General features: G+C 69.9%; 23 protein-coding genes. 20 read left to right on the forward strand and 3 right to left on the reverse strand.

The window, feature by feature from the left end:
• Window positions 1-10: 10 nt before the first annotated feature.
• Genes L1081_RS16725 through L1081_RS16760 form a run of 8 tightly spaced genes read left to right on the forward strand, consistent with a single transcriptional unit; the run spans window position 11 to window position 6,474 of the window.
• Complete coding sequence (locus L1081_RS16725; RefSeq protein WP_489413178.1) at window positions 11-1,213, forward strand: aminotransferase class I/II-fold pyridoxal phosphate-dependent enzyme; 1,203 nt, start codon at window positions 11-13, stop codon at window positions 1,211-1,213.
• A gap of 23 nt (window positions 1,214-1,236) precedes the next feature.
• On the forward strand, window positions 1,237-1,869 hold the full coding sequence (locus tag L1081_RS16730) for a DJ-1/PfpI family protein (RefSeq protein WP_062363431.1): 633 nt from the start codon (window positions 1,237-1,239) through the stop codon (window positions 1,867-1,869).
• A 24-nt stretch (window positions 1,870-1,893) separates the two neighbouring features.
• Window positions 1,894-2,565: a LysE family transporter gene (locus L1081_RS16735; protein ID WP_489413179.1), complete on the forward strand. Its 672-nt coding sequence runs from the start codon at window positions 1,894-1,896 to the stop codon at window positions 2,563-2,565.
• Window positions 2,566-2,570: 5 nt separating this feature from the next.
• The gene (locus L1081_RS16740) at window positions 2,571-3,212 is read left to right on the forward strand and encodes a glutathione binding-like protein (protein ID WP_489413180.1); all 642 of its coding nucleotides are present in this window, start codon (window positions 2,571-2,573) and stop codon (window positions 3,210-3,212) included.
• Between the two features lie 5 nt (window positions 3,213-3,217).
• Window positions 3,218-4,144 (forward strand): PhzF family phenazine biosynthesis isomerase, encoded by a 927-nt coding sequence (locus tag L1081_RS16745; RefSeq protein ID WP_489413181.1) that lies wholly within the window; start codon window positions 3,218-3,220, stop codon window positions 4,142-4,144.
• A gap of 12 nt (window positions 4,145-4,156) precedes the next feature.
• Complete coding sequence (locus tag L1081_RS16750; RefSeq protein ID WP_489413182.1) at window positions 4,157-4,849, forward strand: VOC family protein; 693 nt, start codon at window positions 4,157-4,159, stop codon at window positions 4,847-4,849.
• 1 nt (window position 4,850) lies between these two features.
• On the forward strand, window positions 4,851-5,483 hold the full coding sequence (locus L1081_RS16755) for a LysE family translocator (protein WP_489413183.1): 633 nt from the start codon (window positions 4,851-4,853) through the stop codon (window positions 5,481-5,483).
• Window positions 5,484-5,496: 13 nt separating this feature from the next.
• Window positions 5,497-6,474: a threonine dehydratase gene (locus tag L1081_RS16760; RefSeq protein WP_489413184.1), complete on the forward strand. Its 978-nt coding sequence runs from the start codon at window positions 5,497-5,499 to the stop codon at window positions 6,472-6,474.
• Window positions 6,475-6,522: 48 nt separating this feature from the next.
• On the opposite strand, the gene L1081_RS16765 is transcribed toward L1081_RS16760, so the two are convergent.
• On the reverse strand, window positions 6,523-7,350 hold the full coding sequence (locus tag L1081_RS16765; RefSeq protein ID WP_489413185.1) for a creatininase family protein: 828 nt from the start codon (window positions 7,348-7,350) through the stop codon (window positions 6,523-6,525).
• Window positions 7,351-7,690: 340 nt separating this feature from the next.
• Here L1081_RS16765 and pgaA point away from each other — a divergent pair, with 340 nt between their 5' ends.
• The 5 genes from pgaA to L1081_RS16790 all read left to right on the forward strand — a co-directional run bounded on the left by pgaA (window position 7,691) and on the right by L1081_RS16790 (window position 14,773).
• The gene (gene pgaA, locus L1081_RS16770; RefSeq protein WP_489413186.1) at window positions 7,691-10,018 is read left to right on the forward strand and encodes a poly-beta-1,6 N-acetyl-D-glucosamine export porin PgaA; all 2,328 of its coding nucleotides are present in this window, start codon (window positions 7,691-7,693) and stop codon (window positions 10,016-10,018) included.
• Window positions 10,018-12,078, forward strand: coding sequence for a poly-beta-1,6-N-acetyl-D-glucosamine N-deacetylase PgaB (pgaB, locus tag L1081_RS16775; protein ID WP_489413187.1), 2,061 nt, complete (start codon window positions 10,018-10,020; stop codon window positions 12,076-12,078). The genes pgaA and pgaB overlap by 1 nt, the downstream gene beginning before the upstream one ends.
• On the forward strand, window positions 12,075-13,358 hold the full coding sequence (pgaC, locus tag L1081_RS16780; protein ID WP_489413188.1) for a poly-beta-1,6-N-acetyl-D-glucosamine synthase: 1,284 nt from the start codon (window positions 12,075-12,077) through the stop codon (window positions 13,356-13,358). Before pgaB ends, pgaC begins: the two co-directional genes overlap by 4 nt.
• Window positions 13,342-13,893: a poly-beta-1,6-N-acetyl-D-glucosamine biosynthesis protein PgaD gene (locus L1081_RS16785; protein ID WP_489413189.1), complete on the forward strand. Its 552-nt coding sequence runs from the start codon at window positions 13,342-13,344 to the stop codon at window positions 13,891-13,893. Before pgaC ends, L1081_RS16785 begins: the two co-directional genes overlap by 17 nt.
• 82 nt (window positions 13,894-13,975) lie before the next feature.
• Window positions 13,976-14,773, forward strand: a complete 798-nt coding sequence (locus L1081_RS16790) for an SDR family oxidoreductase (protein ID WP_489413190.1) — start codon at window positions 13,976-13,978, stop codon at window positions 14,771-14,773.
• Here the strand turns inward: L1081_RS16790 and L1081_RS16795 are convergent.
• On the reverse strand, window positions 14,757-15,683 hold the full coding sequence (locus L1081_RS16795; protein ID WP_489413191.1) for a LysR substrate-binding domain-containing protein: 927 nt from the start codon (window positions 15,681-15,683) through the stop codon (window positions 14,757-14,759). The genes L1081_RS16790 and L1081_RS16795 overlap by 17 nt on opposite strands.
• Before the next feature lie 97 nt (window positions 15,684-15,780).
• On the opposite strand from L1081_RS16795, the gene L1081_RS16800 reads away from it, so the two are divergent.
• Both L1081_RS16800 and L1081_RS16805 read left to right on the forward strand, forming a co-directional pair.
• On the forward strand, window positions 15,781-16,791 hold the full coding sequence (locus L1081_RS16800; RefSeq protein ID WP_489413192.1) for a zinc-binding alcohol dehydrogenase family protein: 1,011 nt from the start codon (window positions 15,781-15,783) through the stop codon (window positions 16,789-16,791).
• A gap of 14 nt (window positions 16,792-16,805) precedes the next feature.
• Window positions 16,806-17,375: a GNAT family N-acetyltransferase gene (locus L1081_RS16805; RefSeq protein ID WP_489413193.1), complete on the forward strand. Its 570-nt coding sequence runs from the start codon at window positions 16,806-16,808 to the stop codon at window positions 17,373-17,375.
• A 10-nt stretch (window positions 17,376-17,385) separates the two neighbouring features.
• On the opposite strand, the gene L1081_RS16810 is transcribed toward L1081_RS16805, so the two are convergent.
• On the reverse strand, window positions 17,386-18,738 hold the full coding sequence (locus tag L1081_RS16810; protein WP_489413194.1) for a DUF7133 domain-containing protein: 1,353 nt from the start codon (window positions 18,736-18,738) through the stop codon (window positions 17,386-17,388).
• A 165-nt stretch (window positions 18,739-18,903) separates the two neighbouring features.
• Here L1081_RS16810 and L1081_RS16815 point away from each other — a divergent pair, with 165 nt between their 5' ends.
• The 5 genes from L1081_RS16815 to hemE all read left to right on the forward strand — a co-directional run bounded on the left by L1081_RS16815 (window position 18,904) and on the right by hemE (window position 25,303).
• On the forward strand, window positions 18,904-19,653 hold the full coding sequence (locus L1081_RS16815; RefSeq protein WP_489413195.1) for an alanine--tRNA ligase-related protein: 750 nt from the start codon (window positions 18,904-18,906) through the stop codon (window positions 19,651-19,653).
• Between the two features lie 51 nt (window positions 19,654-19,704).
• The gene (locus tag L1081_RS16820) at window positions 19,705-21,915 is read left to right on the forward strand and encodes a thioredoxin family protein (RefSeq protein WP_489413196.1); all 2,211 of its coding nucleotides are present in this window, start codon (window positions 19,705-19,707) and stop codon (window positions 21,913-21,915) included.
• A 93-nt stretch (window positions 21,916-22,008) separates the two neighbouring features.
• Entirely contained in the window at window positions 22,009-22,701 is a 693-nt protein-coding gene (locus L1081_RS16825; protein WP_489413197.1) for a redoxin domain-containing protein, read from the forward strand.
• 105 nt (window positions 22,702-22,806) lie between these two features.
• A complete protein-coding gene (locus L1081_RS16830; protein ID WP_489413198.1) occupies window positions 22,807-24,171 on the forward strand; it encodes a tricarballylate/proton symporter TcuC in 1,365 nt (454 codons plus the stop codon).
• 19 nt (window positions 24,172-24,190) lie between these two features.
• Entirely contained in the window at window positions 24,191-25,303 is a 1,113-nt protein-coding gene (gene hemE, locus L1081_RS16835; RefSeq protein ID WP_489413199.1) for a uroporphyrinogen decarboxylase, read from the forward strand.
• The last annotated feature ends 94 nt before the right edge of the window (window positions 25,304-25,397 follow it).

A 25,397-nucleotide genomic window follows, 5' to 3' on the forward strand; every position in this document is an offset into this window, starting at 1 on the left:
AGAAGAACCCATGAACTGGAAACTCGCCGCCCGCGCCGCCAAGATGAATCCGTCGGTGCTGCGTGAAATCCTCAAGGTCACCGAGCGCCCCGGCATCATCAGCCTGGCCGGCGGCCTGCCCTCGCCCAAGACCTTCCCGATCCAGGCCTTTGCCGACGCCTGCGCCGAGGTGCTGCACAACGACGGCCAAGCGGCGCTGCAATACGCCGCCAGCGAAGGCTATGCGCCGCTGCGCCAGGCGGTGGCCGACATGCTGCCGTGGAACGTCGATCCCGCGCAGGTGCTCATCACCACCGGCTCGCAGCAGGGCCTGGACCTGGTGGCCAAGGTGCTGATCGATCCGGGCAGCAAGGTGCTGGTCGAGACGCCCACCTACCTGGGCGCGCTGCAGGCCTTCGGTCCGATGGAGCCCAACCCGGTGAGCGTGGCGAGCGACGACGAAGGCGTGATCGTCGAAGACCTCGCGGCCAAGGCCAAGGATGCGCGCTTCATCTATCTGCTGCCGAACTTCCAGAACCCCACCGGCCGCACCATGACCGAGGCGCGCCGCGCGGCCGTGTCGGCTGCCGCGGCCGCGGCCGGCCTGCCGATCGTCGAGGACAACCCCTACGGCGAACTCTGGTTCGACGAAGCCCCGCCGCTGCCGCTGACCGCACGCAACCCCGAAGGCTGCATCTACCTGGGTTCGTTCTCGAAGGTGCTCGCACCGGGCCTGCGCCTGGGCTTCCTGGTGGCGCCGAAGGCCATCTTTCCGAAGCTGCTGCAGGCCAAGCAGGCGGTCGACCTGCACACGCCGATCTTCACGCAGCGCATGGTCTCGGCCGTGATGAAGGACAACTTCCTCGAGCGCCATGTGCCGACCATCCGAGCGCTCTACAAGCGCCAGCGCGACGCGATGATGGCTGCGCTCACGCGCGAGATGGCCGGGCTGGACGTGAAGTTCAACGCGCCCAAGGGCGGCATGTTCCTGTGGGCGCGCCTGCCCGAGGGCATCGACACCGTCGCGCTCCTGCCCAAGGCGGTGGAGCGCAACGTGGCCTTCGTGCCGGGTGCGCCCTTCTATGCGGACCAGGGCGATCCGCGCACGCTGCGGCTGTCGTTCGTGACGGCCAGCGTCGATGAAATCGACACCGCCATCGCCGCGCTGGCCCTGACGCTGCGCGAAGAGCTGGCGCTGCTGGGCGAACGCAGGCTCGCACCCGAGCCTGTCTGAGCCGCAACACAAGGCAGACCACGATGCACATCGCCATCCTGACTTTCGACGGCTTCAACGAACTCGACTCGCTGATCGCGCTCGGCGTGCTCAACCGCATCAAGAGGCCGGGCTGGCGCGTGACGCTGGCCGCGCCCAGCGCCACGGTCACCTCGATGAACGGCGTGACCGTGCATGCGAGCTCCACGCTCGAGGCGGCCGCCGAGGCCGGTGCGGTGCTCGTCGGCAGCGGCATCCGCACGCGCGAGATCGCGGCCGATCCAGCCATCATGGGCGCGCTGCGCCGCCTCGATGCGAAGCGGCAGCTGATCGGCGCGCAGTGCTCGGGCACGCTGCTGCTCGCCAAGCTGGGCCTGCTGGGTGCGGTGCCGGCCTGCACCGACCTCACGACCAAGCCCTGGGTGCAGGAAGCCGGCGTCGAGGTGCTCAACCAGCCCTTCTTCGCCAAGGGCAACGTGGCGACGGCGGGCGGCTGCCTGTCGGCGCCCTACCTTGCGGCCTGGCTCATCGCACGCAGCGAAGGCATCGAGGCCGCGAAGAGCGCGCTGCACTATGTTGCGCCGGTGGGCGAGAAAGAAGACTACGTGGCGCGCGCCCTGCGCAACATCGAGCCCTATCTCCCCTCGGTTCCGGCGGCCACGGCCGACGCCGCCTGAAGGAAGCGCTGCAGGACACACATCATGATCAGCCTCGCCACGCTCGCGCTCTTCCTGCTGGCCGTGCTGGCGCTGTTCCTGTCGCCGGGGCCGAACATGGCCTTCGTGCTCTCGCACGGCGTGGCCCACGGGCCGCGCGGCGGCTTCGCGGCGGCGCTCGGCATTTCGTCGGCCGACCTGGTGCACACGCTGTTCGCCGCCACCGGCGTGACCGCGCTGGTGGCAGCCTGGCCGCCTTCCTTCGACCTGCTGCGCTATGCCGGTGCGCTGTACCTGCTGTGGCTCGCGGTGCAGGCCGTTCGCAGTGGCAGCGGCCTCCCCGTGGGTGCGCGTGCGCAGCCGTCCGCCTTCGCACGCATCGTGCGCATGGCCTTCCTGAACAACCTCGTCAATCCGAAGGCGCTGCTGTTCTTCATGGTGTTCCTGCCGCAGTTCGTCGACCCGGCGCGCGGCAGCGTGCCCTTGCAACTGGTGCAGCTCGGCGTCATGCTGTCGGCAGCCGCGCTCGCGTTCAACACGCTGCTCGGCGCATGCAGCGGGCAAGTCGGCCGTTGGCTGCAGCGCCGCCCGGGAGCCGAGAAGTTCCAGCGCGGCCTGCTGGCCCTGGTGATGGTCGGCCTGGCGATCCGCCTGCTGCTGCTCGACCGTCCTGCCGTGCCATCCGCCCTGTCCGCCACACCTGTCCAAGGAAGCTGAAGACCATGCTCAATATCTGGGGCCGCATCAGTTCGATCAACGTGCGCAAAGTTGTCTGGTGCGCGCAGGAACTCGGGCTCGACTTCCAACGCACCGAGGCCGGCGGCCGGTTCGGCGTGGTGCAGACGCCCGAATACCTGGCGCTCAACCCGAATGCGATGGTGCCCACCATCGACGACGGCGAAGGCAGCGAGCGCGTCACGCTGTGGGAATCGAACGTGATCGTGCGCTATCTCTGCGCCAAGCATTCGCACGGCAAGTTCTACCCGAGCGAGCTGCCCGCGCGCTTCGATGCCGAGCGCTGGATGGACTGGCAGCAGACCACGCTCAACCGCGCGAGCCGCGACGCCTTCGTGCAATGGGTGCGCACGCTGCCGGCCGAGCGCAACCCGGCGCTGATCGCAGCCTCCGTCCATGCGAGCGAGGCGCTGTTCGCCATGCTCGACGCGCACCTGGCGCGCCAGCCCTTCATGGCCGGCGACCGCTTCACCATGGCCGACATCCCCATCGGCTGCGAGGCGCACCGCTGGTTCGGCCTGCCGCCGGCCGAATACCAGCGCCCGAGCTGGCCGAACCTCGAACGCTGGTACGGCGAACTGATCTCCCGGCCGGGCACGCGCGGCGTGCTCGACCTCCCGCTCGAATGAAAAGCATGAAACCCCGCCCGTTCAAACAAGTCGACGTCTTCACCGCCACGTCCTATCTCGGCAATCCGCTCGCCGTGGTGCTCGACGGCGGCGGCCTCGACGACGCCGAGATGCAGCGCTTCGCGCAGTGGACCAATCTCTCGGAAACCACCTTCCTGCTGCCGCCGACCGAGCCCGCGGCCGACTACCGCGTTCGCATCTTCACGCCCGGCGGCGAACTGCCTTTCGCGGGCCATCCCACCATCGGAAGCTGCCACGCCTGGCTGCAGGCCGGCGGCAAGCCCAAGGCGGCGGGCCGGATCGTGCAGCAATGCGCGGCCGGCCTGGTGCCGCTGCGCCACCAAGGCGAGCGCCTGGCCTTCTCGGCCCCGCCGCTCAAGCGCAGCGCGCCCAGCCCCACGTTGCTCGCCAAGGTGGCGGGCGCGCTGGGCCTGAAGGCGCAGCAGGTCGTCGCGGCCCAGGTGCTCGACAACGGCCCGGTGTGGTTCGGCCTGCTGCTCAGCGATGCGGACACCGTGCTCCGCCTGGTGCCCGACCACCGCATGCTCAAGGAACTGGGCGTGAAGGCCGGCGTGGCGGGCGTGCCTGCCGAGCAGGGCTCGTCGATGCTGATCGGCCGCTCGAACCGCGAGGCGCGCGCCTTCGGCGGCAAGGCCGTTGCCGCCGGAGACGACGACGGCCCGAAGATCGACCTCGAGGTGCGCGCCTTCGCCGCGCCCATCGGCGTGGAAGAAGATCCGGTCACCGGCAGCCTCAACGCCAGCCTGGCCGAATGGCTGATTGCCGACGGCCACATGCCCGCGCGTTACGTGGCCGCGCAGGGCCAGTGCCTCGGTCGCTCCGGGCGCGTGTACATCGAGCGCGACGCCGACGGCAAGGTGTGGGTCGGCGGCGATGCCGTGACCTGCGTCGACGGCCAGGTCACGCTGTAGGGGCAAGGCACCATGCACGCGCAACTCGACCACCTGGTGATCGCCGCCGCCTCGCTGGCCGAGGGCGTGGCGTGGTGCGAGGCCACGCTGGGCGTCACGCCGGGCCCCGGCGGCTCGCATCCGCTGATGGGCACGCACAACCGGCTGCTGAACATCGCGGCCGAGGCGTTCCCGCAGGCCTACCTGGAAATCATCGCGATCGAGCCCGGCAAGCGGCCATCGCGCCCCGGCACGCGCCGCTGGTTCGATCTCGACGACCCTGTGCTGCAGGCCGGGCTCGTGCGGCGCGGACCGCGGCTGGTGCACTTCGTTGCGCGCGTGCCCGACGCGCAGGCCGCGCTGCAGGCGCTGGCGCGCGAGGAGCACGCGCACATCGACCGCGGCCATCTGCTCGAAGCTTCGCGCGACACGCCCGCCGGCCGGCTCGAATGGCAGATCACCGTGCGCGACGATGGCCAGCGCCTGTTCTACGGCGCGCTGCCCACGCTGATCCAGTGGGGCCCGGTGCACCCCACCGACGCCATGCCGGCCTCGGGGCTGGCGATGCGCTCGCTGCAGGCCACGCATCCGCGCGCGGCCGACCTCTCTGCGGCGCTGTCGGCCATCGGCATGGCCGGCATGGCGGTGCAGCCCGGCGCGCCCAATCTGGTGGCCGTGCTCGACACGCCCCGCGGCCCCGTCACGCTTCAATCCGAAGGACTCTGACATGCTGAGCTTGACCGAAATCGCCTGGTTCGCACTCGCCTCGCTGCTGCTGGCGCTCACGCCGGGGCCGAACATGATCTATTGCGTGTCGCGCACGCTCATCCAGGGCCGGCGCGCCGGCCTGGTCTCGCTCGGCGGCGTGATGATGGCCTTTCTCGCGCACCTGTTCGCGGCCGCGCTCGGCCTCACCGCGCTGCTGCTGGCGGTGCCGCTCGCGTTCGACGCGATCCGGCTGGCCGGTGCAGCCTACCTGCTGTGGCTCGCATGGCAGGCCGTCAGGCCCGGCGGCAATGCGCCCTTCGAGCCGCGCGCGCTGCCGGCCGATCCACCGGGCAAGCTGTTTCGCATGGGCTTTCTCACCAACCTGCTGAACCCGAAGGTCGCGATGTTCTACCTCTCGTTCTTTCCGCAGTTCATCCACCCCGAGCGCGGCTCGGTGCTGCTGCAGAGCATGCAGCTGGGCATGGCGCAGATGGCGAGCAGCGCCGCGGTCAACACCGTGATGATCCTCGGTGCCGCGAGCATCACGGCCGTGCTCTCGCAAAGCGCCGGCTGGCTGCGCGCGCAGCGCTACGTCATGGGCAGCGTGTTGGCCGTGCTGGCGGTGCGCGTGGCGCTGACGGAACGCAAGTAAAAAAGGAAAGCGCGTGAGATTCAGCCGTGAAGAAATCGAATCCGCGCAGCGCACCGTCGGCGCCGCCATGCCGCCCACGCCGCAATATGCATGGCCGCTGCTCGCGCAGCGCCTGGGCTGCACGGTCTGGGCCAAGCACGAGAACCACACGCCAGCGGGCGCCTTCAAGATCCGCGGCGGGCTGACTTACTTCGAAACGCTGGCGCGCGAGCAACCCGGCGTGCGCCATGCGATCAGCGCCACGCGCGGCAACCACGGCCAGTCGGTGGGCTTCGCGGCACGGCGCCACGGGCTCGCGGCCACCATCGTGGTGCCGCACGGCAACTCGCTCGAGAAGAACGCCGCGATGCGCGCGCTGGGCGTGCAGCTGGTCGAGCATGGCGACGACTTCCAGGCGGCCGCGGAGCATGCGGCCCTGCTCGCCGAGCGCGACGGCATGCATCGCGTGCCCTCGTTCCATCGCGAGCTGGTGCGCGGCGTGTCGACGGCGTATGTCGAATTCTTCAGCGCGCTGAAGAATGCGCCGCCCGACGTGCTGTTCGTGCCGATCGGGCTGGGCTCCGGCTTCGCGGCCGCGGCCGCCGCGCGGGCGCACTGCGGCGTGTCGACCCGGCTCGTCGGCGTGGTGTCGGCGCATGCCACGGCCTATCGCGATTCGTTCCGCGCGGGCCGGCCTGTCGAGTCGCCGGCCGGCACGCGGCTGGCCGACGGCATGGCCTGCCGTACGCCAGTGCCCGAATCGCTCGACGTGATACTGCGCGAGGCGGACGACGTGATCACCGTCACCGACGACGAAGTCGCCGAGGCCATGCGCATTCTCTTCAGCGACACGCACAACGTGGCCGAAGGCGCTGGCGCCGCGGCGCTGGCGGGCGCGCTGCAGCAGCAGGAGCGCTGGCGCGGGAAGACGGTGGGCATCTGCGTGAGCGGCGGCAATGTCGATTCCGGCATGTTTGCCGGGGTGCTGGGGGGCGTTGGCGCGGTGGCGTGACTAGGAGGCGCCTTTGTTCAGGGCGCGTGCACAGGCCACCGGGTACTCCTAAGGCAGCGGCCCCGTACGGGCCGTATCCAGCGGCAGCCGAGACACCTCCGCCAGCAACAGTGCGAGCTGCTCCGCAGCCGCATCGACGACAGCCTGCCCGCGCGGCGCCGTCGCGGCGGCGGCGTTGCCGGCCGCGCCCTGTGCGTTGTAGTCCTCCATGGCCCAGCCGAGCTTGGCGCTCTTGCCGTTGCCGAGAATCGCGTAGCCGGCCGCGCGCTGCTCGGAGGTCGAGCGGAAATTCTTCGCCTCGCCCATGCGCACCTGCTGCGGCGCCAGGGCCAGCATCATCGAGGTCTCGATCTCGCCCGCATGCACGCCGAAGCGGTGCTCGTCCGCGCCGAACTGCGCGCCCGCATCCCCCAGCGGCAGGTTGAACCAGCTCACGCTGTAGACGATGAGGCCGTGCGCCGCGCGCAGTTCGCGCGCCACGATGTCCATCGCACCCACGTGGCCGCCGTGCGCGTTGAACAGCACCAGCTTCTTCACGCCGGCATGCGCCACGCCGGCGCCAATTTCCTTCCACATGCGGATCAGGGTCTCGGCCGACAGCGTGAGCGTGCCCGTAAAGCGCGCGTGCTCGGGGCTCAGGCCGATCTGCTGTGTCGGCAGGAACAGCACCGGCAGTTTGGCGGGCAGCAGCGGCAGCGACGCGGCCACGATGCCGTCGGCCAGCACCGTATCCACGCCCAGCGGCAGATGGGGCCCGTGCTGTTCGGTGGCGCCGAGGGGCAGCACCGCGACCGTGGCAGCCGCGTCGAGCGCTGCGAAATCGCGCGTGGTGAGCTGGGACCAGAAGCGGGGCAAGGAGGCCGGTTGTGCGTGCATCTTGCGATCTTAGGCTGAGGCGCTGCCGGCGCCCAGAGGGCCGCGCGATGCGCACGCGGATGCCTTCATGCCCATCGATATGCGACTCAGTTCACGCTCCGGCCACATCTTTCGCTGCTTGTGAGTCATTTGTTAACAAACTCCCATAGAGTCACTTTTTAGGAACTTTTCAATACAGCTTTCGTGGCTTCGAAAAGTTCTCTTCTGAACGGCGACCCGCCGTGCAGAGGGCGCAATCAAAGGGAGCAGAGTGTCAATCCACAAGAATGATGGAGGCACGGTCGTGGCTGGGCGCAATGCGGCGCTGGCCGACCCGTGGCCTCGATACCTCGCACAGGCCATGCGGAAGCTGCCTCCGGTCGTCTGCCTGCTGGCGTTCGGCGCCTCCGCTGCGGTTGCGGCACCGGCTGCCATCGCATCGCCCGCAGCGGTCGATCGCACCGCAGCCCCCTCCTACGATCCACAAAGGCACGACGCGCTCATCGCCGCGTACCGCGCGAACCGCATCGCGCCGCCGCAAGCGCTGCAGCAGCTGAAGACGTGGCTCGCAACGGCGCTGGGCCATGCCGAGCGGCAGCGCGTCGTCTCCGATGCCGTGGCGATCGCGGCCGCGGACGGCCAGTTCGCCGAAGCCGCGGCCCTGGGCCGGCAGGGGCCGCCCGCCAGCTTGCATGACTATGCGCTCGGCCCGCTGGCCCTGGCGGCGCGCCGCACGCAGGACCTCGCGCTGCAGGGCGAGGCCATCGCCGTCTGGCGCGCCCGCCTGCCGGCTTCGCGCGATGCGCAGCGCGAAGCCGAACTGCTCCTGGCCTCGAGCGGCGCCGCATCCGCGGCCTTCGAGGAGGCCGAAGCGGCGGAGCGCGCGAGTCCCGGCACCTTCACGGCGCTGGTGTTGTCCTCGCTGCAACAGCAGGCGCTCGCACAGCAACTGCGCTGGGCCGTGCTGGAGCGCGACGAGCGCATCGGCACGGCGCGCGTGGCCGCGCTCGACAAGGTGCTGGCGCAGCAGGAGATCGCGCTGGCCCGGCTCGATGCATCGGCGCTGCGCGCCGAACCTGCCGATGTCGATGCGTGGCGTTCCATTCGACTGCAACTGCAGTCCGATCGGCTGCTGGCCCTGGTCGAGCGCGGCCGCCCGGCCGATGCCATTGCGCTGTACGAGGCACTGCGCGCCGACGGATCGGCCCTGCCGCCGTATGCGCTCGGCGCCGTGGCCCGTGCCTTCGCGCAGGAACGCCGCTCGGTCGATGCGGTGCCGCTGTTCGAGGCGGCCGTGGCCGGCAGCGGCTCGGGTCTGCCGGCGGCAGATCCGATCTACCAGGGACTGGCCTACGCCTACCTCGATACCGGCCGCTTCGAGGACGCCGATGCATTGCTCGCGCGCATCGAAGGCGCCACGCCCGCCACACTGCGCCTCGCGCCGGAAGCGGGCCTGCCGAACGGCGAGTACACCGAAGCGACCGGCATGCGCGCCATGCTGCTGCTCTATGGCGACCGGCACGCGCTCGCGCAGCAGCGCTTCGCCCTGCTCACGGGCGAAGCGCCTCTCAACGCCGGGTTCGCGGCCGGTGCAGGCCTGGCCGAACGGCTGCGCGATCGCCCCGAAGCGGCGCTCGCGCGCTACGAGGCACTGGCCGCCGACCACCCGCATGACATCGGCGCACGTGCCGGCCACGTCGAGGCGCTGCTCGATGCCGGCGAATTCCGCGAGGCTCGCCGCCGCGCCGAATCGCTCGAGGCCGACGCGCCCGACACCGCCCAAGTGCGCGACCTGGCCCGCAAGCGGCGCGCAGCCACCGGCCCGCGGCTCGATCTCGATGCCGAGGCAGCCTCCGGCGGGGCCGCCATCGCGAACCGCGAATGGCGCGTTGCGAGCCGGCTCAGTTCGGGCCTGATCGACGACGAATGGCGAGTCTTCTACGACCAGGTGCTGGGCCGCGGAGACACCTCGGACGGCAACGGAAACTGGGCGCGCGGTGGCATCGGCCTCGCCTGGCAACGCGGCCGCTGGCTGGCCGAGGGCGCTCTGCAGCACTCGAACACCAGCCCCTATCGCACCAGCGCAGCCGGACGCATCGACTACCGCGCCGGGGACGCATGGCGGCTCTCGGCCACCTTCGACGGCGACAGCAAGGAGCTGCCCTGGAAGGCGCGCATCGCAGGCATCGGCGCGCGCGAGACCGGCCTGGCCCTGAGCCACGTGGTCAACGAAGCGCGCCGCTTCGAACTGCAATGGCAGCGGCTCGACTTCAGCGACGGCAACCTGCGCAACGGCCTCGACTTCACCTGGCGCGAACGCTGGATCAGCACGCCGCGCTTCCAGCTCGAGACCCGGCTCGGCGCCGGCACCAGCCGCGGCCGGCAGCAGGAGGTTGCGTACTTCAGCTCGCCCCGCGATGCCAGCGCCCTGCTCACCGTGCGCGCGCAATGGCTCCACTGGAAAAGCGACGACAGGCAGTTCTTCCAGGCCATCGAGATCGGTGGCGGCAGCTATCGCCAGGCCGGTTTCGGAACCGGCCCGCTGTGGAGCGTGCGCTACGAACACCGGTGGAACCTGGGTCCGAAGCTGACCCTGCGCTACGGGCTGGGCATTTCCAGCCATCCCTATGACGGCGTGCGCGAACGGCAGCGCAGCGTCTTCCTGAATCTTTCGATGCCCCTGCCCTGATGCGAACCAACCTGACCATCCTCCTGCGCGCGGCCATGGCCTGGCTGCTGCTGGCGCTCGCGCTGCCCGGCGCGGCGCAGCCGCTGCCGCCTGCCGACCCCGACGACGGCGTGAGCTTTCGCGTGCTCTCTTTTCACGACGTGCGCAGCAACGTGCGTGCGAGCTTCGAGAGTTCGCCCGACGGCACCGCCATCGACGAACGCACGCTGGCCGAGGTGTTCGCCTGGCTCCGGCACAACGGCTACCACCCCATCAGCCTGCAGCAGGCGATCGATGCGCGCGCCGGCGGCCAGCCGCTGCCCCCGAAGCCCGTGCTGCTGACCTTCGACGACGGCTACCGCAGCGCCTACACCAAGGTCTTCCCGCTGCTCAAGCACTTCGGCTATCCCGCGCTGCTGGCGCTGGTGACCAGCTGGCTCGACGTGCCGGAAGGCGCAAGCGTTCCCTACGGCGACAAGCCCGCGCCGCGCGGCGACTTCCTGCGCTGGAGCGAGGCCGCCGAGATGGCGCGCTCCGGCCTGGTCGAGCTGGCGAGCCACAGCCATGCGATGCACCACGGCGTGCTGGCCAATCCCCAAGGCAACATGCTGCCGTCCGCCGCCACGCACCGCTACGACCCGGCCACGGGCCGCTACGAGGACGACGCCGCCTACGCGCAGCGCATCGAAGCCGACCTGCGCCTCAGCCGCAGCATCATCGAGGCCCGCACCGGCGCCAAGGTGCGCGCGATGGTGTGGCCCTACGGCGCCTACAACAACGCGGCATTGAAGGCTGCCGAGCGCGCGGGGATGCCCGTCACCTTCACGCTCGACGACGGGCCGAACACGGCCTCGGTGCCGCTCTCGCAGGTTCGCCGCGCGCTGGTGGCCTACGACAACGAGGCGCCCGAATACGCCCGGCTGCTGAGCAGCCCCGTGGGCGGCGAGCTGCGGCCGGTCAACCGCGTGATGCACGTCGACCTCGACTACGTCTACGACCCCGATCCCGCTCAGCAGGAGCGCAATCTCTCGGCCCTGCTCGACCGCGTCGCGGCCATCCGGCCCCGCTCCGTGTTCCTGCAGGCCTACGCCGACCCCGATGGCGACGGCGTGGCCGATGCGCTCTACTTCCCGAACCGCCAGCTGCCGATGCGCGCCGACCTCTTCAGCCGCGTCGCCTGGCAGCTGCGCAGCCGCACCGGCGTGAAGGTCTATGCATGGATGCCGGTGATGGCGTTTCGCCTGCCGGCGCCCCACCCGCTCGCGGCGCATACGGTGCGCACCATGGACGGCGGCATGCCCGCGGACCGCTACCACCGGCTGTCGCCCTTCGACCCCGAAGTGCGTGCGTTGATCGGCGAAATCTACGAAGACCTCGCGCGCCATGCCTTCTTCGAGGGCCTGCTGTTCCACGACGACGCGATGCTTTCGGACGACGAAGACGCAAGCCCGCCCGCGCTCGCCGAATACGGCCGCTGGGGCTTGCCGGCCGACGTGGCCGCCATCCGCGCCGATCCGGCCCTGATGGCGCGCTGGACCAGCGCCAAGACGCGCTACCTGACGGAATTCACCCAAGAGCTCGCCGCGCGCGCAGGCGCCTGGCGGCCCGGGCTGGAAACCGCGCGCAATCTCTATGCGCGGCCGATGCTCGAACCCGCGGCGGAACAATGGTTCGCGCAGAACTACGAAGCCTCGCTCGCGGCCTACGACTACGTGGCGCTGATGGCCATGCCGCGCATGGAGCGCGAGGCCGATGCGCAGGCCTGGCTCGCACGCCTTGCGCGCCGCGCCGCCGGCACGCCGCGCGGCCTGGACGGCACTGTCTTCGAACTGCAGGCACGCGACTGGCGCACCGGCCGACCCGTGCCCGACGAGGAACTCGCGCGCCAGTGGGCGCTGCTGCACCGCATGGGCGTGCGGCACCTGGGCTACTACCCCGACGACTTCCTGGCCAACCAGCCCTCCCTCGAGGTGGTGCGCCGCGCGATCTCGGTGCGCGCGCTGCTGCCGCGTGCGCTGCCCGCGCCCGCGCCAGCGCCAACATCCGCCGCGACATCCGCGGAAGAAGGCCGCTCGCCATGACCACCCTCCAAGCCCTGTCCGAAGCGCTGCCGCCGCTGCTGTTCGGCTTCGTCTTCTACTACCCCTTCTTCATGGCGTACGTATGGATGGCGGGCGGGCTGTCCCATGCCTGGGTGTTCGAGCGCCGGCGCGACGTCGAGATCGATCCGCTGCAAGTGCTTGCGTCGCAGCCCCTGGTGACGGTGGTGGTGCCCTGCTTCAACGAAGCGCCGCACCTGCGCGAGGTGATCGAGCAGCTGATGCGCACGCGCTATCCGAACTTCGAGGTGATCGCGGTCAACGACGGCAGCACCGACGGCACGGGCGAGCTGCTCGACGCGATGACCCAGGAATACAGCCGCCTGCGCGTGATCCACAACGCCAGCAACCAGGGCAAGGCCGTGGGCCTGAACACCGCCTGCCAGCTCGCGCGCGGCGAGTACATCCTGGGCATCGACGGCGATGCGCTGGTGGACGCCAACGCCATTGCCTGGATGCTGAACCCGATGCTGGAATCCGAGCGCATCGGCGCCGTGACCGGCAACCCGCGCATCCGCACCCGCACCACGCTGCTCGGGCGCATGCAGGTGGGCGAGTTCTCCTCGATCATCGGGCTCATCAAGCGCTCGCAGCAGCTGGTGGGCACGCTGTTCACGGTGTCGGGCGTGATCGCGATGTTCCGCCGCCGCGCCGTGATCGACGTGGGCTTCTGGAGCCCCGACGTGCTCACCGAGGACATCGACATGAGCTGGAAGCTCCAGCTCGGCGGCTGGCAGCTGCGCTTCGAGCCGCGCGCGCTGTGCTGGATCCTCATGCCCGAGACCTTGCGCGGCCTCTGGAAGCAGCGCCTGCGCTGGGCCGTCGGCGGCATCCAGACCATGCTGCGCTACACCCCGCGCATCCTGCGACCGCGGCAATGGCGCATGTGGCTGGTCTATGCCGAGTACATGGTCAGCGTGGTGTGGGCCTATGCGATGGCGCTCGTGCTGCTCATCGGCTTTCTGCGGCCGTGGCTGCCCGCGGCGTCGGCGTGGCATTCGGCGCTGCTGCCGCACTGGCAGGGCACGCTGCTGGCCATGACCTGCATCCTGCAGATGCTGCTGAGCCTGTGGATCGATCGCCGCTACGACCGCGACCTGCTGCGCTATTTCGCCGGAACGATCTGGTACCCGATCGCTTTCTGGACCATCACGATGGCGGCCACCGTCATCGCCCTTCCCAAAGCCCTGATGCGCCGCCGCGGCAAGCGTGCGGTGTGGACGAGCCCTGACCGAGGAGTTTCCGATGCACCACCACCCTGAATCCCACACCCTGCCGCCGGTGCGGCGCCGCTCCTGGGGCCAGCCCGCGGGGGAAGAGCCGATCATCGACGCCGCGCGCATTTCGCTGCGCGCCTTCGGCAGCGGCCGCTCGCGGCAGCGCACCCTGGCCATGTACCTGTGGCTGCGCGTGCTGCGCCCGGCCGTTACGGTGGCGATCTGGTTCTGTGCGATCTGGTATGCATGGCCCTATGTGCTTGGCGCGCGCTCGCAGCCCGAGGTGCTGCACCTGCTCGGCCTCTATGCCACCGTGATCGGCGCGATCCTGGTCTCGATGCTGCTGATGGCGCCGTTCCGCCGGCTGCAGCAGCTGCGCGAGACGCCGCCGGACCAGGAGCAGTCGTCGCTGTTCGCGCTGGCCTCCTACATCGCCGTGCCGCCGGCGCGCCTGTCCACCTGGCAGCGCGCCCGCCAATTGCTGGTGCACCACGACCGCGACGGCCAGCTGCGCCATGCCGAGGACGCGGCACTCGGCCTGCCGGAGCCCGCGCTGCAAACGGCGGCCGCCGCGCGCTAAGCGGTACGGCCGCATCCCTGCAGGGGTTTCGCGTCGGTGATTCAATCGCTCCGGTTCGCAGCAACCCTTCAAGGACTCTTCAATGGATCTCCAGCTCCAGGACCAGCACGTTCTCATCACCGGCGGCAGCAAGGGCATCGGCCTGGCCTGCGCTCTCGGCTTCCTGCAGGAGGGCGCGCGCGTGAGCCTCGTGTCGCGCGACCTGCAGAACCTGGAGCGGGGCCGCAAGACGCTGGCCGAAGCGTTCGCACAGGCCGGGGACCGGGTCTCGGTGCATGCGGCCGACCTCAAGGACCCGGCCAGCGCCGTGGCCGCGCTCGATGCGGCCGAGCAGGCCTTCGGCCCGGTCGACGTGCTGGTGAATTCGGCCGGCGCCGCGCGCCGCACACCGCCCGACGAGCTGGATGCCGTCGCCTGGCACGACGCGATGGACGCCAAGTACTTCACCTACATCCACATGATCGATCCGGTGGTCAAGCGCATGGGCCAGCGCGGCCGCGGCGCGATCGTCAACGTGATCGGCCAGGGCGGCAAGGTCGCGAGCCCGGTGCACATGGCCGGCGGCGCGGCCAACGCGGCGCTGATGCTGGTGAGCGCCGGCATGGCCGCGGCCTATGCGGCCAAGGGCGTGCGCGTGAATGCGGTGAACCCCGGCCTCACGCTGACCGAGCGGCTGCAGGAAGGCATGAAGGCGGATGCGAAGCTGCAGGGCATCGGCAGCGACGAGGCGCTGCAGCGCGCCAAGGCCCGGCTGCCGCTCGGGCGCATCGCCACGCCGCAGGAGATTGCCAACACGGTCGTGTTTCTGGCGTCGCCGAAGGCGAGCTATGTGACCGGCGCGATCGTTGCGATGGACGGTGCGGTCACGCCGATGATCTGAGCGCAGCGGCAGCCGTCAGCGCCTCGAACTTCAGCGCCAAAAAATCCACCAGCGCCCGGACGCGCGCCGGCACGAAGCGTCCGCTCGGCAGCAATGCATGCAGCGGATAGGGCTCGGTGTCCCACTCAGGCAGCAGGTGTACCAGCCGGCCGCTCTCGATGTCGGTGCGCACGTCGAGCGCCGACTTCAGCGTGATGCCGCGCCCCGCGACGGCCCACTCGCGCGCAAGCGAAGCGTCGTCCACGCTGCGGTCGCCCTTCACGCGCACTTCGGTCCACTGCCCGTTCTGCGCGAAGCGCCAGGTGCGGTGGCGGCGCCCGCCGCGGTCGAAGGTGAGGCAGTTGTGGTGCACCAGGTCTTGCGGCGTCTTCGGCGCGGGGTGGCGGCGCAGGTAGGCGGGCGATGCGGTGAGCAGCGGATTGGTCAGCGCGAACGGCCGCGCCACCAGCCGTGAATCGGCCAGCGCGCCGTAGCGCAGCGCCACGTCGACCTCGTCGCGCGTCACGTCGAGCAGCCGGTCGCCAACGGACAGCGACAGCTGCACGCCAGGGTGCCGTTCAAGGAATTCGTCGAACCAGGGCAGCAGCGTGCTGCGCGTGAGGTCCGATGGGGCGGCCACGCGCAAGGTGCCGACGAGCTCGCCGCGCTCGGCCGTGACCAGCGATTCGCCCTCATCGAGCAGCTCGAAGGCGCGCACGGCGTAGTCGAGCAGCGTCTGGCCCTGCGATGTCAGGCGCATGGCGCGGGTCGAGCGCTCGAACAGCCGGGCGCCGAGTTGCGTTTCCAGCCGCTTGAGCGTGGCGCTGGCCGCCGCCGGCGTCATGCCCAGCGCACGGGCGGCCGCCGTGAGCGTGCCGCCGCGGGCGGTCTGCACCAGCACCTGGAGGTCCGAGAGATTTTCAATCTTCATTTGAAAGTGTTGCTCATCGAAGCGGTCTTATCAATTCTTGATTGCCATCCTACAGTCCAGCCATCGTTCAGGAAACACACAAGGAAAGGTTCTCCCCATGAAAGCCATCGGCTACTACCAGCCCCTGCCCATCGACAACCCCGAGTCGCTGCAGGACATCGAATTGCCCGCCCCGGTGGCCGGCCCGCGTGACCTGCTGGTGCGCGTGAAGGCCATTTCGGTCAACCCGGTCGACACCAAGGTGCGCAAGAACATGGCGCCCGAAGCCGGCCAGCCCAAGGTGCTGGGCTGGGACGCCGCGGGCACGGTCGAGGCCGTCGGCGCCGGGGTCAAGAATTTCAAGGTCGGCGACCGCGTGTACTACGCCGGCTCGATCGTGCGGCCCGGCGCCAATTCGGAACTGCATGCGGTGGACGAGCGCATCGTGGCCCTCGCCCCCACGAGCCTCGACGATGCGCAGGCCGCCGCGCTGCCGCTGACCACCATCACCGCCTACGAGCTGCTGTTCGACCGCCTGCGGGTGCCGAAGAACGGCGGTGCGGGCCAGACGCTGCTGGTCACCGGCGGCGCCGGCGGCGTCGGCTCGATCCTGATCCAGCTCGCGCGCCAGCTCACGCAACTGCGCGTGGTGGCTACGGCCTCGCGCGCCGAGACGCGGGCCTGGTGCCTCGCGCTCGGCGCCCACGCGGTCATCGACCATTCGAAGCCGCTCGCGGCCGAACTCAAGGCCGCGGGCATCGGCGAGGTCGACATGGTCGCGAGCCTCACGCAGACCGGCCAGCACTACGCGCAGATCATCGAAAGCCTGAAGCCCCAGGGCCAGCTCGCGGTGATCGACGACCTGCCGTCGCTCGACGCGATGCCGCTCAAGACCAAGAGCATCTCGCTGCACTGGGAAATGATGTTCGCGCGCTCGCGCTTCGAAACGCCGGACATCGCCGAGCAGGGCGCGCTGCTGGCCCAGGTGGCCGCGCTGGTCGACGCGGGGCGCATCCGCACCACCGCCAATGCGAGCTTCGGCACCATCAACGCCGCCAACCTCAGGAAGGCGCATGCGCTGATCGAAAGCGGCAAGGCGCAGGGCAAGGTGGTGCTCGCGGGGTTCTGAGCACAATCGGCCGCATGGCCGAAGACAGCACCCAGCCCCCGATCGAATTCGAAACCCCGCGCCTTCGGCTGCGCCAGTGGCGGGGGAGCGATCTCGCGCCCTTTGCCGCGCTTGCGGCCGACCCGCAGGTGATGGAGTTCCTGCTGCCCGTGCCCACGCGGGCCGACAGCGATGCGCTGGCCGCGCGCATCAGGGCCCGCATCGCCGAGCAGGGCTGGGGCCTCTGGGCCGTGGAGCACAAGGCATCGGGCGAGTTCGCCGGCTTCACGGGCCTCAACGTGCCGCTGGCGGCGCTGCCCTTCTCGCCCTGCGTCGAGATCGGCTGGCGCTTCGCCCGCCAATGGTGGGGCCAGGGGCTGGCGACCGAGGCCGCGCACGCTGCCCTGCAGGTGGGTTTCGAGCGGCTCGGATTCGAAGAGATCGTGGCATTCACCGCGTTCGGCAACCACCGCTCGGCGGCGGTGATGGAGCGCCTTGGCATGCGCGAGGACCTGGATGGCGCCTTCGACCACCCGGCCGTACCCGAAGGGCACGCGCTGCGGCGGCACAGGCTCTATCGCATCGCGCGGCCGAAGCAAGGATGAAGGCCGCGCGCTACTTCGCCTGCGCCGACACGCGCCAGACCACGTTGCCCACGTCGTCGGCCACCAGCAGCGCGCCGCTCTTGTCGAGCGCCACGCCCACCGGGCGGCCGTGCGCCTTTTCGTCGGCCGAGAGGAAGCCGGTCAGCACGTCGACCGGCGGTCCGCTCGGCTTGCCGCCGGCGAACGGCACGAACACCACCTTGTAGCCGGACTTCGGCTTGCGGTTCCAGGAGCCATGCTCGCCAATGAAGGCACCGCCCGCGAACTGGGGCGGCATGCCGCGGCCGTCCGAAAAGACGAGGCCGAGCGCCGCGACGTGGGCGCCGAGCGCGTAGTCGGGCGCAATGGCCTTGGCCACCATCTCGGGGTTCTGCGGCGTGACGCGCGCATCCACCTTGCTGCCGTAGTAGCTCCAGGGCCAGCCGTAGAAGGCGCCGTCCGTCACCGAGGTCAGGTAGTCGGGCACCAGGTCGCTGCCGATCTCGTCGCGCTCGTTGACCACGGTCCACAGCGCCTTGGTCTCGGGATTCCAGGCCATGCCGTTGGGGTTGCGCAGGCCGCTCGCGAACAGGCGTTTTTCGCCGCTCTTCACGTCCACTTCCCAGATCGCAGCGCGCCCTTCTTCGACGGCCATCCCGTTTTCGCCGATGTTGCTGTTGGAGCCGACCGTGACGTAGAGCTTGGTGCCTTCGGCGTTGGCGATCACGTTCTTGGTCCAGTGATGGTTGATGCCTGCGGGCAGCGGCGTGACGACCGTGGGCGTTGCGCTGGCCGAGGTCTGGCCCTCGGTGTAGGGCACCTTGACGAGCGCGTCGGCGTTGGCGATGAACAGCTCATTGCCCACCAGCGCCATGCCGAACGGCGAGCTCAGGTTCGACAGGAACACCTGCCGCACCTCGGCCGCGCCGTCTCCGTCGGCATCGCGCAGCAGCGTGATCCGGTTGGCGCTGGGCACGTTGGCGCCGGCCCGGCCCATGACCTTGCCCATGACCCAGTTGCGGATCTTGCCCATCAGGCCGCCGTCGCTGCTGCCCTCGGGCTTGGGCGGCTTGTTGCTTTCGGCCACCAGCACGTCGCCGTTGGGCAGCGTGTAGACCCAGCGCGGATGGTCCAGCCCGCGCGCCAGCGCATTCACGCGCAGGCCCTGGGCGGGCTTGGGGGCGGCAGTGTCGGTCCAGCCGACCGCCGTGGCCACGTTGACGGTGGGAATCAGCGTCTTGTTGGGTTCGGCCAGTTGCGGGCGCGGCCCGATGGTGGCCTCGGGCGCCACCTTGGCGGTTTCGCCGCAGCCGGCCAGCGCCAGCGCTGCAGCCACGGCGGCCACCCCGGCCAGCGGGGAAATGGCAATGCTCGGTACCTTCATTCGCGCTCCTTGGTTGCTGCGGCGCGAGGGCCGCCTTTCTTCGGCGTCGCTTCTTCGGCGTCCTTTTCGGCAGATCATGAGGACGGCACCGGCATGGACTGTCGGCCATGGGCGCTTTTTGGCGTGGGCGCACCCCATTCACGCATCGCCGCTACCATCGGCCGCATGACCGACGACCTGTTCCGCGCCGACGCCTACCTGCGCGCCTGCGAAGCCCGCATCCTGCGCATCGACGATACCGGCATCGTGCTGGACCGCACGGTGTTCTATCCGCTGGGGGGCGGGCAGGCCGGCGACACCGGCGTGCTGGCACTGGCCGACGGCCGCGAAGTGGCCATTGCCGACACGCGCAAGGCAAAGAACGAGGAAGGCCAGCCCACGCAGGAAGTCGTCCACGTGCCGGCGCCCGGCCAGGCCGAACTGCTGGCCGCGCTCGAACCCGGTGCCGCCGTGACCGCGCGCCTCGACTGGGAGCGCCGCCACCGGCTGATGCGCTTCCACACCGCGAGCCACCTGCTCTGCCACCTGGTGCCGGTGCCGGTGAACGGCTGCTCGATCACGCCCGACTACGCGCGCATCGACTTCCACATGACCGATCCGCTCGACAAGGAAGCGCTGACGGCCGGCCTCGCGCGGCTGGTGGAAGCCGCGCATCCGCTGACCGTGGGCGCCATCACCGACGAGGAGCTCGACGCGAATCCCGCGCTGGTCAAGAGCATGAGCGTGCAGCCGCCGCGCGGCACGGGCACGGTGCGCACCATCCGCATCGGCGGCGAGGGCGCGGCGCAGATCGACTTCCAGCCCTGCGGCGGCACGCATGTTGCAAACACCGCCGAGATCGGCGCGGTGATGGTCACCAAGATCGAGAAAAAGAGCGCCAGCAGCCGCCGCGTGGTGCTGGGCTGGGCCGCCTGAGCCGCCGCAACCATCGGAACTTCGCACCGCTCCCCTGCTCCGACTGACGGCATGATCTTTTCCCGCTTTCACATCGCTACGTTTCTGGTAGCAGCCGCCACAGCCTGCATGCCGGCTGCGGCCCAATTGGCATCCCGGCCGGGAGCGGTGGTCACCACCCCCCACGTGCGCGCCGAACTGGTGGCGCATGCGCCCGAAGGCGTTGTGCCGGGCGCACCGGTCTGGGTCGGGCTGCAGATCACCCACCAGCCCGAGTGGCACACCTATTGGAAGAACGCCGGCGATTCGGGTCTTCCCACCGAATTGAACTGGACGCTGCCGAGCGGCGTGGCGGCCGGCGACATCGCCTGGCCGGTGCCGCGCAAGATCCCGGTCGGCAACCTCGCCAACTACGGCTACGAAGGCACGGTGCTGCTGCCGGTGCCGCTCGAGGTGTCGAGCAGCTTCAAGCCGCCGCTGGCCCTGGGCGCCGGCGCTTCGGCGCTCGACGTCCGGCTCAAGGCCAGCTGGCTGGTGTGCCGCAAGGAATGCATTCCCGAGGAAGGCGAATTCACCCTCGCCCTGCCGCTGCAGGGCTCGACCGCGCTGCACAAGGCCGAGTTCGACGCAGCGCAGGCCGCGCAGCCGCAGCCGCTGGGCAAGCCGGGCGCGGTCGAGGTCAGCGGCAACACGCTGCAGGTGCGGCTGGAGGGCCTGCCCGCCTCGGCCCGCGGCAAGACCCTGGGCTTCTTCCCCGAAACGCCCGAGCTGATCCGCACCGCCGCGGAATCGGGCAAGGACTGGACCCAGAACTGGCAAGGCGGCACCTGGACCGCCACGCTGCCGCTGGCCGACCAGCGCAGCGCCAGCCCGACGACCCTGCCGCTGGTGGTGGCGCTGGCCGAGTCCGACCGGCAGCCGGGCCAGCCGGTGGCTTGGCGCGCCGAGGCGCCCGTCAGCGGCAGCTGGCCGGCCGCGGCGCCGCGCGCGGAGGTTTCGCCCGCGCTGCAGGCGGCCCTTGCCGCCAACGCAGCCGCCGCTGCGTCCCCGTCTTCTTCGGAACTGCCGCCGCAACCCACGGTCACGCTGATGGCCGCGCTGCTCGGCGCCCTGCTCGGCGGACTGCTGCTGAACCTCATGCCCTGCGTCTTCCCGATCCTGGCGATCAAGGTGCTCGGCTTTGCGCGGCAGGCCGGCAACCACAGCGCGCATCGCACGGCGGGCCTGGCCTATACCGCCGGCGTGATGTTCTCGATGCTCGCGCTGGGCGGTGCCATGCTGGCGCTGCGCGCTGCCGGCGCCCAGCTCGGCTGGGGCTTCCAGCTGCAATCGCCGGCCGTGGTGGCGGCGCTGGCGGCGCTGTTCACGCTGATCGGGCTCAACCTGGCGGGCGTGTTCGAGTTCGGCCGCGCGGCGCCCCTGTCGCTGTGTTCGGCGCAGGCCCGGCATCCGATTGCCAACGACTTTCTTTCGGGCGTGCTGGCGGTGGTGATCGCTTCGCCCTGCACCGCGCCATTCATGGGCGTTTCGCTCGGCTTTGCCATCGGGCTTCCCGCCACCCAGGCGCTGCTGCTGTTCGCCGCGCTGGGCCTGGGCCTGGCGCTGCCGTACCTGGTTGCGGGCTTCATTCCGGCCGTGGCGCTGCTGCTGCCCAGGCCCGGCCCCTGGATGAACACGCTGCGGCGGCTGCTGGCGTTTCCGATGTTCGCCACCGTGGCCTGGCTGGTCTGGGTGCTGGGCCAGCAAAGCGGCATCGACGGCGCGGGCACGCTGCTCGCGCTGCTGGTGTGCATGGCCGCCATCGTCTGGGCGCTCACGCTGCGCGGCCGCACGCGGCTGGTGATCGCCACGCTGATGGTCGCGTTCACCGCGGTGCTGGCTGCCGCCATCGGCCGCAACGTGCTGCAGACGGTGGAGCCGGCCAGGCTGGCCTCCACCGCCGCAGAGCGCTGGCAGCCCTGGTCGGCCGCACGCGTGGCCGAGCTCACGGGCGCCGGGCAGCCGGTGTTCATCGACTTCACGGCCGCCTGGTGCGTGACCTGCCAGTACAACAAGAAGGCTACGCTCGCGGATGCCGAGGTGCTGGCCGATTTCGACAGCAAGAAGGTCGCGATGCTGCGCGCCGACTGGACGCGCCGCGACCCCGCCATCACCGCCGCGCTGACCGCGCTCGGCCGCAGCGGCGTGCCGCTGTACGTGCTGCAGGCGCCCGGCAAGGCGCCGGTCGTGCTGACCGAGATCCTGGGCAAGGACGAGGTGCGCGCCGCGCTCGCTGCGCTTTGACCCCCGGCGTGACATGGGTTGTCACATGCACATGAGCAAAGCGCCCTAAGCTGTCGCCGTTGTTCGTTTTTTCTTTTGGAGTTCAAGCTGGCCATGTCACTTTCGCCATCGTCCGACTCGCGTTCCATTCGTGCCGCGCGCCATGCCCGCGCGGCCCTCAGCCGCGCCTCGCGCCGCGCCGTGGTGGCGGCCGCCGTGGCGCTGGGCGCCACCTTCCTGATGGGCAACAATGCCTTCGCCGCGCCCGCCGTGGGCCAGCAGGCACCCGATTTCGTCGCGGTGGACACCAACGGCGCCAAGCACAAGCTGTCCGACTTTGCCGGCAAGTTCGTGGTGCTCGAGTGGACCAACCCCGGCTGCCCCTTCGTGCGCAAGCACTACAACAGCGGCAACATGCCCGCCACGCAGAAGGCCGCCACGGCCCAGGGCGTGGTCTGGCTGTCGGTCAATTCCACCGAGCGCGCCGCCAGCGACTACCTGCAGCCCGCCGCACTCGACGCCTGGATGAAGTCGCAGAAGGCCGCGCCCACCGCGGTGCTGATGGACGAGGACGGCGTGATCGGCCAGGCCTACGGCGCGCGCACCACGCCGCACATCTTCATCATCGATCCCAAGGGCATGCTGGTGTATGCCGGCGGCATCGACAGCATCGCCTCGGCCCGGCCCGACGACATCAAGAGCGCGACCAACTACGTCAACCAGGCGCTCGGCGAAGCCTTCGGCGGCAAGCCGATCTCGACGGCCTCCACGCGGCCCTACGGCTGCTCGGTGAAGTACAAGAGCTGACGAAGCCCCACGGGCAGTGACAGGTACCTGACTCGCGCGGTCAGGCAGTGGTCGGGAACCCCGGCCTACCCTCGGACGAACGACATCGCCCAAGGGGACAACGAGATGAATCCTGCGCACTCCGCCGCGCAACCATCGGCCACGGCCGCCGCCCGTGCCGCTCCAGGCACCGCTTCTTCCAGCGCCCCTCCCTCCTCGAAATTCGCCACCGTGCTGCGCGTGACGGGCGGCAATTTCATGGAGATGTTCGACTTCTTCCTGTTCGGCTTCTACGCCACACAGATCTCGAAGACCTTCTTTCCGGCGGGCAACGAATTCGCCTCGCTGATGCTGACCTTCATGACCTTCGGCGCGGGCTTCCTGATGCGGCCGCTGGGCGCGATCTTCCTGGGCGCGTACGTCGACCGCGTGGGCCGCCGCAAGGGCCTGATCGCCACGCTCGCGCTGATGGCGCTCGGCACGCTGCTCATTGCCTGCGTGCCGGCCTACGCCACCATCGGCTTCGCAGCGCCGCTGCTGGTGCTCGCCGGGCGGCTGCTGCAGGGCTTCTCGGCCGGTGTGGAGCTGGGCGGCGTCTCGGTCTACCTGTCGGAGATGGCCACGCCGGGCCGCAAGGGCTTCTACGTGAGCTGGCAGTCGGCCAGCCAGCAAGTGGCGATCATCGTGGCGGCCGCGCTCGGCTACTGGCTCAACGTGACCTTCACGTCGCAGCAGATCGGCGACTTCTATTGGCGCATTCCGTTCTTCGTCGGCTGCCTGATCGTGCCGGTGTTGTTCGTCATCCGCCGCTCGCTGCAGGAAACCGAGGAGTTCATGGCGCGCAAGCACCGGCCCGACGCGCGCGAGATCTTCCGGTCGATGGTGACCAACTGGGGCCTCGTCGTGGCCGGGATGATGCTGGTGTCGATGACCACCGTGTCGTTCTACCTGATCACGGTCTACACGCCCACCTTCGGCAAGTCGGTGCTGCACCTGAGCACGACCGACGCGCTGGTCGTCACGCTGTGCGTGGCCATCTCCAACTTCATCTGGCTGCCGGTCATGGGCGCGCTGTCCGACCGCGTGGGCCGCAAGCCGCTCTTGATCCTGTTCACCGTGCTGACCATCCTCACCGCGTACCCGTCGCTCAAGTGGCTGGTCGGCGCGCCGAGCTTCGCGCGCATGCTCGAAGTGGAGCTCTGGCTGTCGTTCCTCTACGCGAGCTACAACGGCGCGATGGTGGTGGCGCTCACCGAGGTGATGCCGGTCGATGTGCGAACCGCGGGCTTCTCGCTGGCCTACAGCCTCGCGACGGCGCTGTTCGGCGGCTTCACGCCCGCCATTGCCACCGGCCTGATCGAGATGACCGGCGACAAGGGCGCGCCGGGCCTGTGGATGACGGCCGCGGCCGTCTGCGGGCTGGTGGCGACGCTGGTGCTTTACCGGCGCAACGTGGACCCGGCGGATTCGGTGCGGGTGCCGGTGGTTTAGGGCCTGCGACAATCGGGGCATGCCTTTCGCCCCCTTGCAAAACGAGACTTTCCTGCGGGCCTGCTGGCGCCAGGCCACCGACCACACGCCCGTCTGGCTCATGCGCCAGGCCGGACGCTACCTGCCCGAGTACGTGGCCACCCGCGCCAGGGCCGGCAGCTTCATGGGGCTGGCGACCAACGTCGACTACGCCACCGAAGTCACGCTGCAGCCGCTTGAGCGCTATCCGCTCGATGCCGCCATTCTTTTCTCCGACATCCTCACCGTGCCCGACGCCATGGGCTTGGGCCTTTCGTTCGAGGCCGGCGAAGGCCCGCGTTTTGCACGCCCCGTGCGCGACGAAGCAGCCGTCGCGGCCCTCGAGGTGCCCGACATGGCCAAGCTGCGCTACGTGTTCGACGCCGTGGCGTCGATCCGCAAGGCACTCGATGGCCGCGTGCCGCTGATCGGTTTTTCGGGCAGCCCCTGGACGCTGGCCTGCTACATGGTGGAAGGCGCGGGCTCGAGCGACTACCGCCTCGTGAAGAGCATGCTCTACAGCCGCCCCGACCTGATGCACCGCCTGCTCGCGGTCAATGCCGATTCGGTGGCCACCTACCTCAATGCGCAGATCGATGCCGGCGCGCAGGCCGTGATGGTGTTCGACAGCTGGGGCGGTGTGCTGGCCGACGGCGCGTTTCAGGAATTCAGCCTCGCCTACACCGCGCGCGTGCTGGCCGGCCTCAAGCGCAACGGCGCCGACGGCCAGCCGGTGCCGCGCATCGTCTTCACCAAGGGCGGCGGCCTGTGGCTCGAGGCCATGCGCGAACTCGCCTGCGAGGTGCTCGGCGTCGACTGGACCGTGAACCTCTCGGCCGCACGCCGGCTGGTCGGCGAAGGCATGGACGCCAGGGCCAAGGCCCTGCAGGGCAACATCGACCCCAACGTGCTGTTCGCACCGCCCGCGCAGATCGAGGCCGAGGTGGCGAAGGTGCTGCAGGCCTTCGGCACGCCGCACACCGATGCCACTTCCACGGGCCCGTCCCACATCTTCAACCTGGGCCACGGCATCAGCCAGTTCACGCCGCCGGACCACGTGGCGGCGCTGGTGCAGGCGGTGCACGCACAATCGCGCGCCCTGCGCAAAGGTTAAAAACGGTAAACAAGCCGCGAGCCGCACAGGAACACGGCCGCGGCCCCAAAAATCGATTTCCTGCCGTTTGTCAAGCATAAAAACGGTGTAGGAA

This window comes from Variovorax sp. MSC1_012, from assembly GCF_023667525.1.
GTDB lineage: Bacteria > Pseudomonadota > Gammaproteobacteria > Burkholderiales > Burkholderiaceae_C > Variovorax > Variovorax beijingensis_B.

What these genes read in the sequence shown, in the direction of transcription:
- L1081_RS16725 (WP_489413178.1), top strand. Translation starts at nt 11, where the DNA reads ATGAACTGGAAACTCGCCGCCCGCGCCGCCAAGATGAATCCGTCGGTG.
- L1081_RS16730 (WP_062363431.1), top strand. Translation starts at nt 1,237, where the DNA reads ATGCACATCGCCATCCTGACTTTCGACGGCTTCAACGAACTCGACTCG.
- L1081_RS16735 (WP_489413179.1), top strand. Translation starts at nt 1,894, where the DNA reads ATGATCAGCCTCGCCACGCTCGCGCTCTTCCTGCTGGCCGTGCTGGCG.
- L1081_RS16740 (WP_489413180.1), top strand. Translation starts at nt 2,571, where the DNA reads ATGCTCAATATCTGGGGCCGCATCAGTTCGATCAACGTGCGCAAAGTT.
- L1081_RS16745 (WP_489413181.1), top strand. Translation starts at nt 3,218, where the DNA reads ATGAAACCCCGCCCGTTCAAACAAGTCGACGTCTTCACCGCCACGTCC.
- L1081_RS16750 (WP_489413182.1), top strand. Translation starts at nt 4,157, where the DNA reads ATGCACGCGCAACTCGACCACCTGGTGATCGCCGCCGCCTCGCTGGCC.
- L1081_RS16755 (WP_489413183.1), top strand. Translation starts at nt 4,851, where the DNA reads ATGCTGAGCTTGACCGAAATCGCCTGGTTCGCACTCGCCTCGCTGCTG.
- L1081_RS16765 (WP_489413185.1), bottom strand. Translation starts at nt 7,350, where the DNA reads ATGCACGCACAACCGGCCTCCTTGCCCCGCTTCTGGTCCCAGCTCACC.
- pgaA (WP_489413186.1), top strand. Translation starts at nt 7,691, where the DNA reads ATGCGGAAGCTGCCTCCGGTCGTCTGCCTGCTGGCGTTCGGCGCCTCC.
- pgaB (WP_489413187.1), top strand. Translation starts at nt 10,018, where the DNA reads ATGCGAACCAACCTGACCATCCTCCTGCGCGCGGCCATGGCCTGGCTG.
- pgaC (WP_489413188.1), top strand. Translation starts at nt 12,075, where the DNA reads ATGACCACCCTCCAAGCCCTGTCCGAAGCGCTGCCGCCGCTGCTGTTC.
- L1081_RS16785 (WP_489413189.1), top strand. Translation starts at nt 13,342, where the DNA reads ATGCACCACCACCCTGAATCCCACACCCTGCCGCCGGTGCGGCGCCGC.
- L1081_RS16790 (WP_489413190.1), top strand. Translation starts at nt 13,976, where the DNA reads ATGGATCTCCAGCTCCAGGACCAGCACGTTCTCATCACCGGCGGCAGC.
- L1081_RS16795 (WP_489413191.1), bottom strand. Translation starts at nt 15,683, where the DNA reads ATGAAGATTGAAAATCTCTCGGACCTCCAGGTGCTGGTGCAGACCGCC.
- L1081_RS16800 (WP_489413192.1), top strand. Translation starts at nt 15,781, where the DNA reads ATGAAAGCCATCGGCTACTACCAGCCCCTGCCCATCGACAACCCCGAG.
- L1081_RS16805 (WP_489413193.1), top strand. Translation starts at nt 16,806, where the DNA reads ATGGCCGAAGACAGCACCCAGCCCCCGATCGAATTCGAAACCCCGCGC.
- L1081_RS16810 (WP_489413194.1), bottom strand. Translation starts at nt 18,738, where the DNA reads ATGAAGGTACCGAGCATTGCCATTTCCCCGCTGGCCGGGGTGGCCGCC.
- L1081_RS16815 (WP_489413195.1), top strand. Translation starts at nt 18,904, where the DNA reads ATGACCGACGACCTGTTCCGCGCCGACGCCTACCTGCGCGCCTGCGAA.
- L1081_RS16820 (WP_489413196.1), top strand. Translation starts at nt 19,705, where the DNA reads ATGATCTTTTCCCGCTTTCACATCGCTACGTTTCTGGTAGCAGCCGCC.
- L1081_RS16825 (WP_489413197.1), top strand. Translation starts at nt 22,009, where the DNA reads ATGTCACTTTCGCCATCGTCCGACTCGCGTTCCATTCGTGCCGCGCGC.
- L1081_RS16830 (WP_489413198.1), top strand. Translation starts at nt 22,807, where the DNA reads ATGAATCCTGCGCACTCCGCCGCGCAACCATCGGCCACGGCCGCCGCC.
- hemE (WP_489413199.1), top strand. Translation starts at nt 24,191, where the DNA reads ATGCCTTTCGCCCCCTTGCAAAACGAGACTTTCCTGCGGGCCTGCTGG.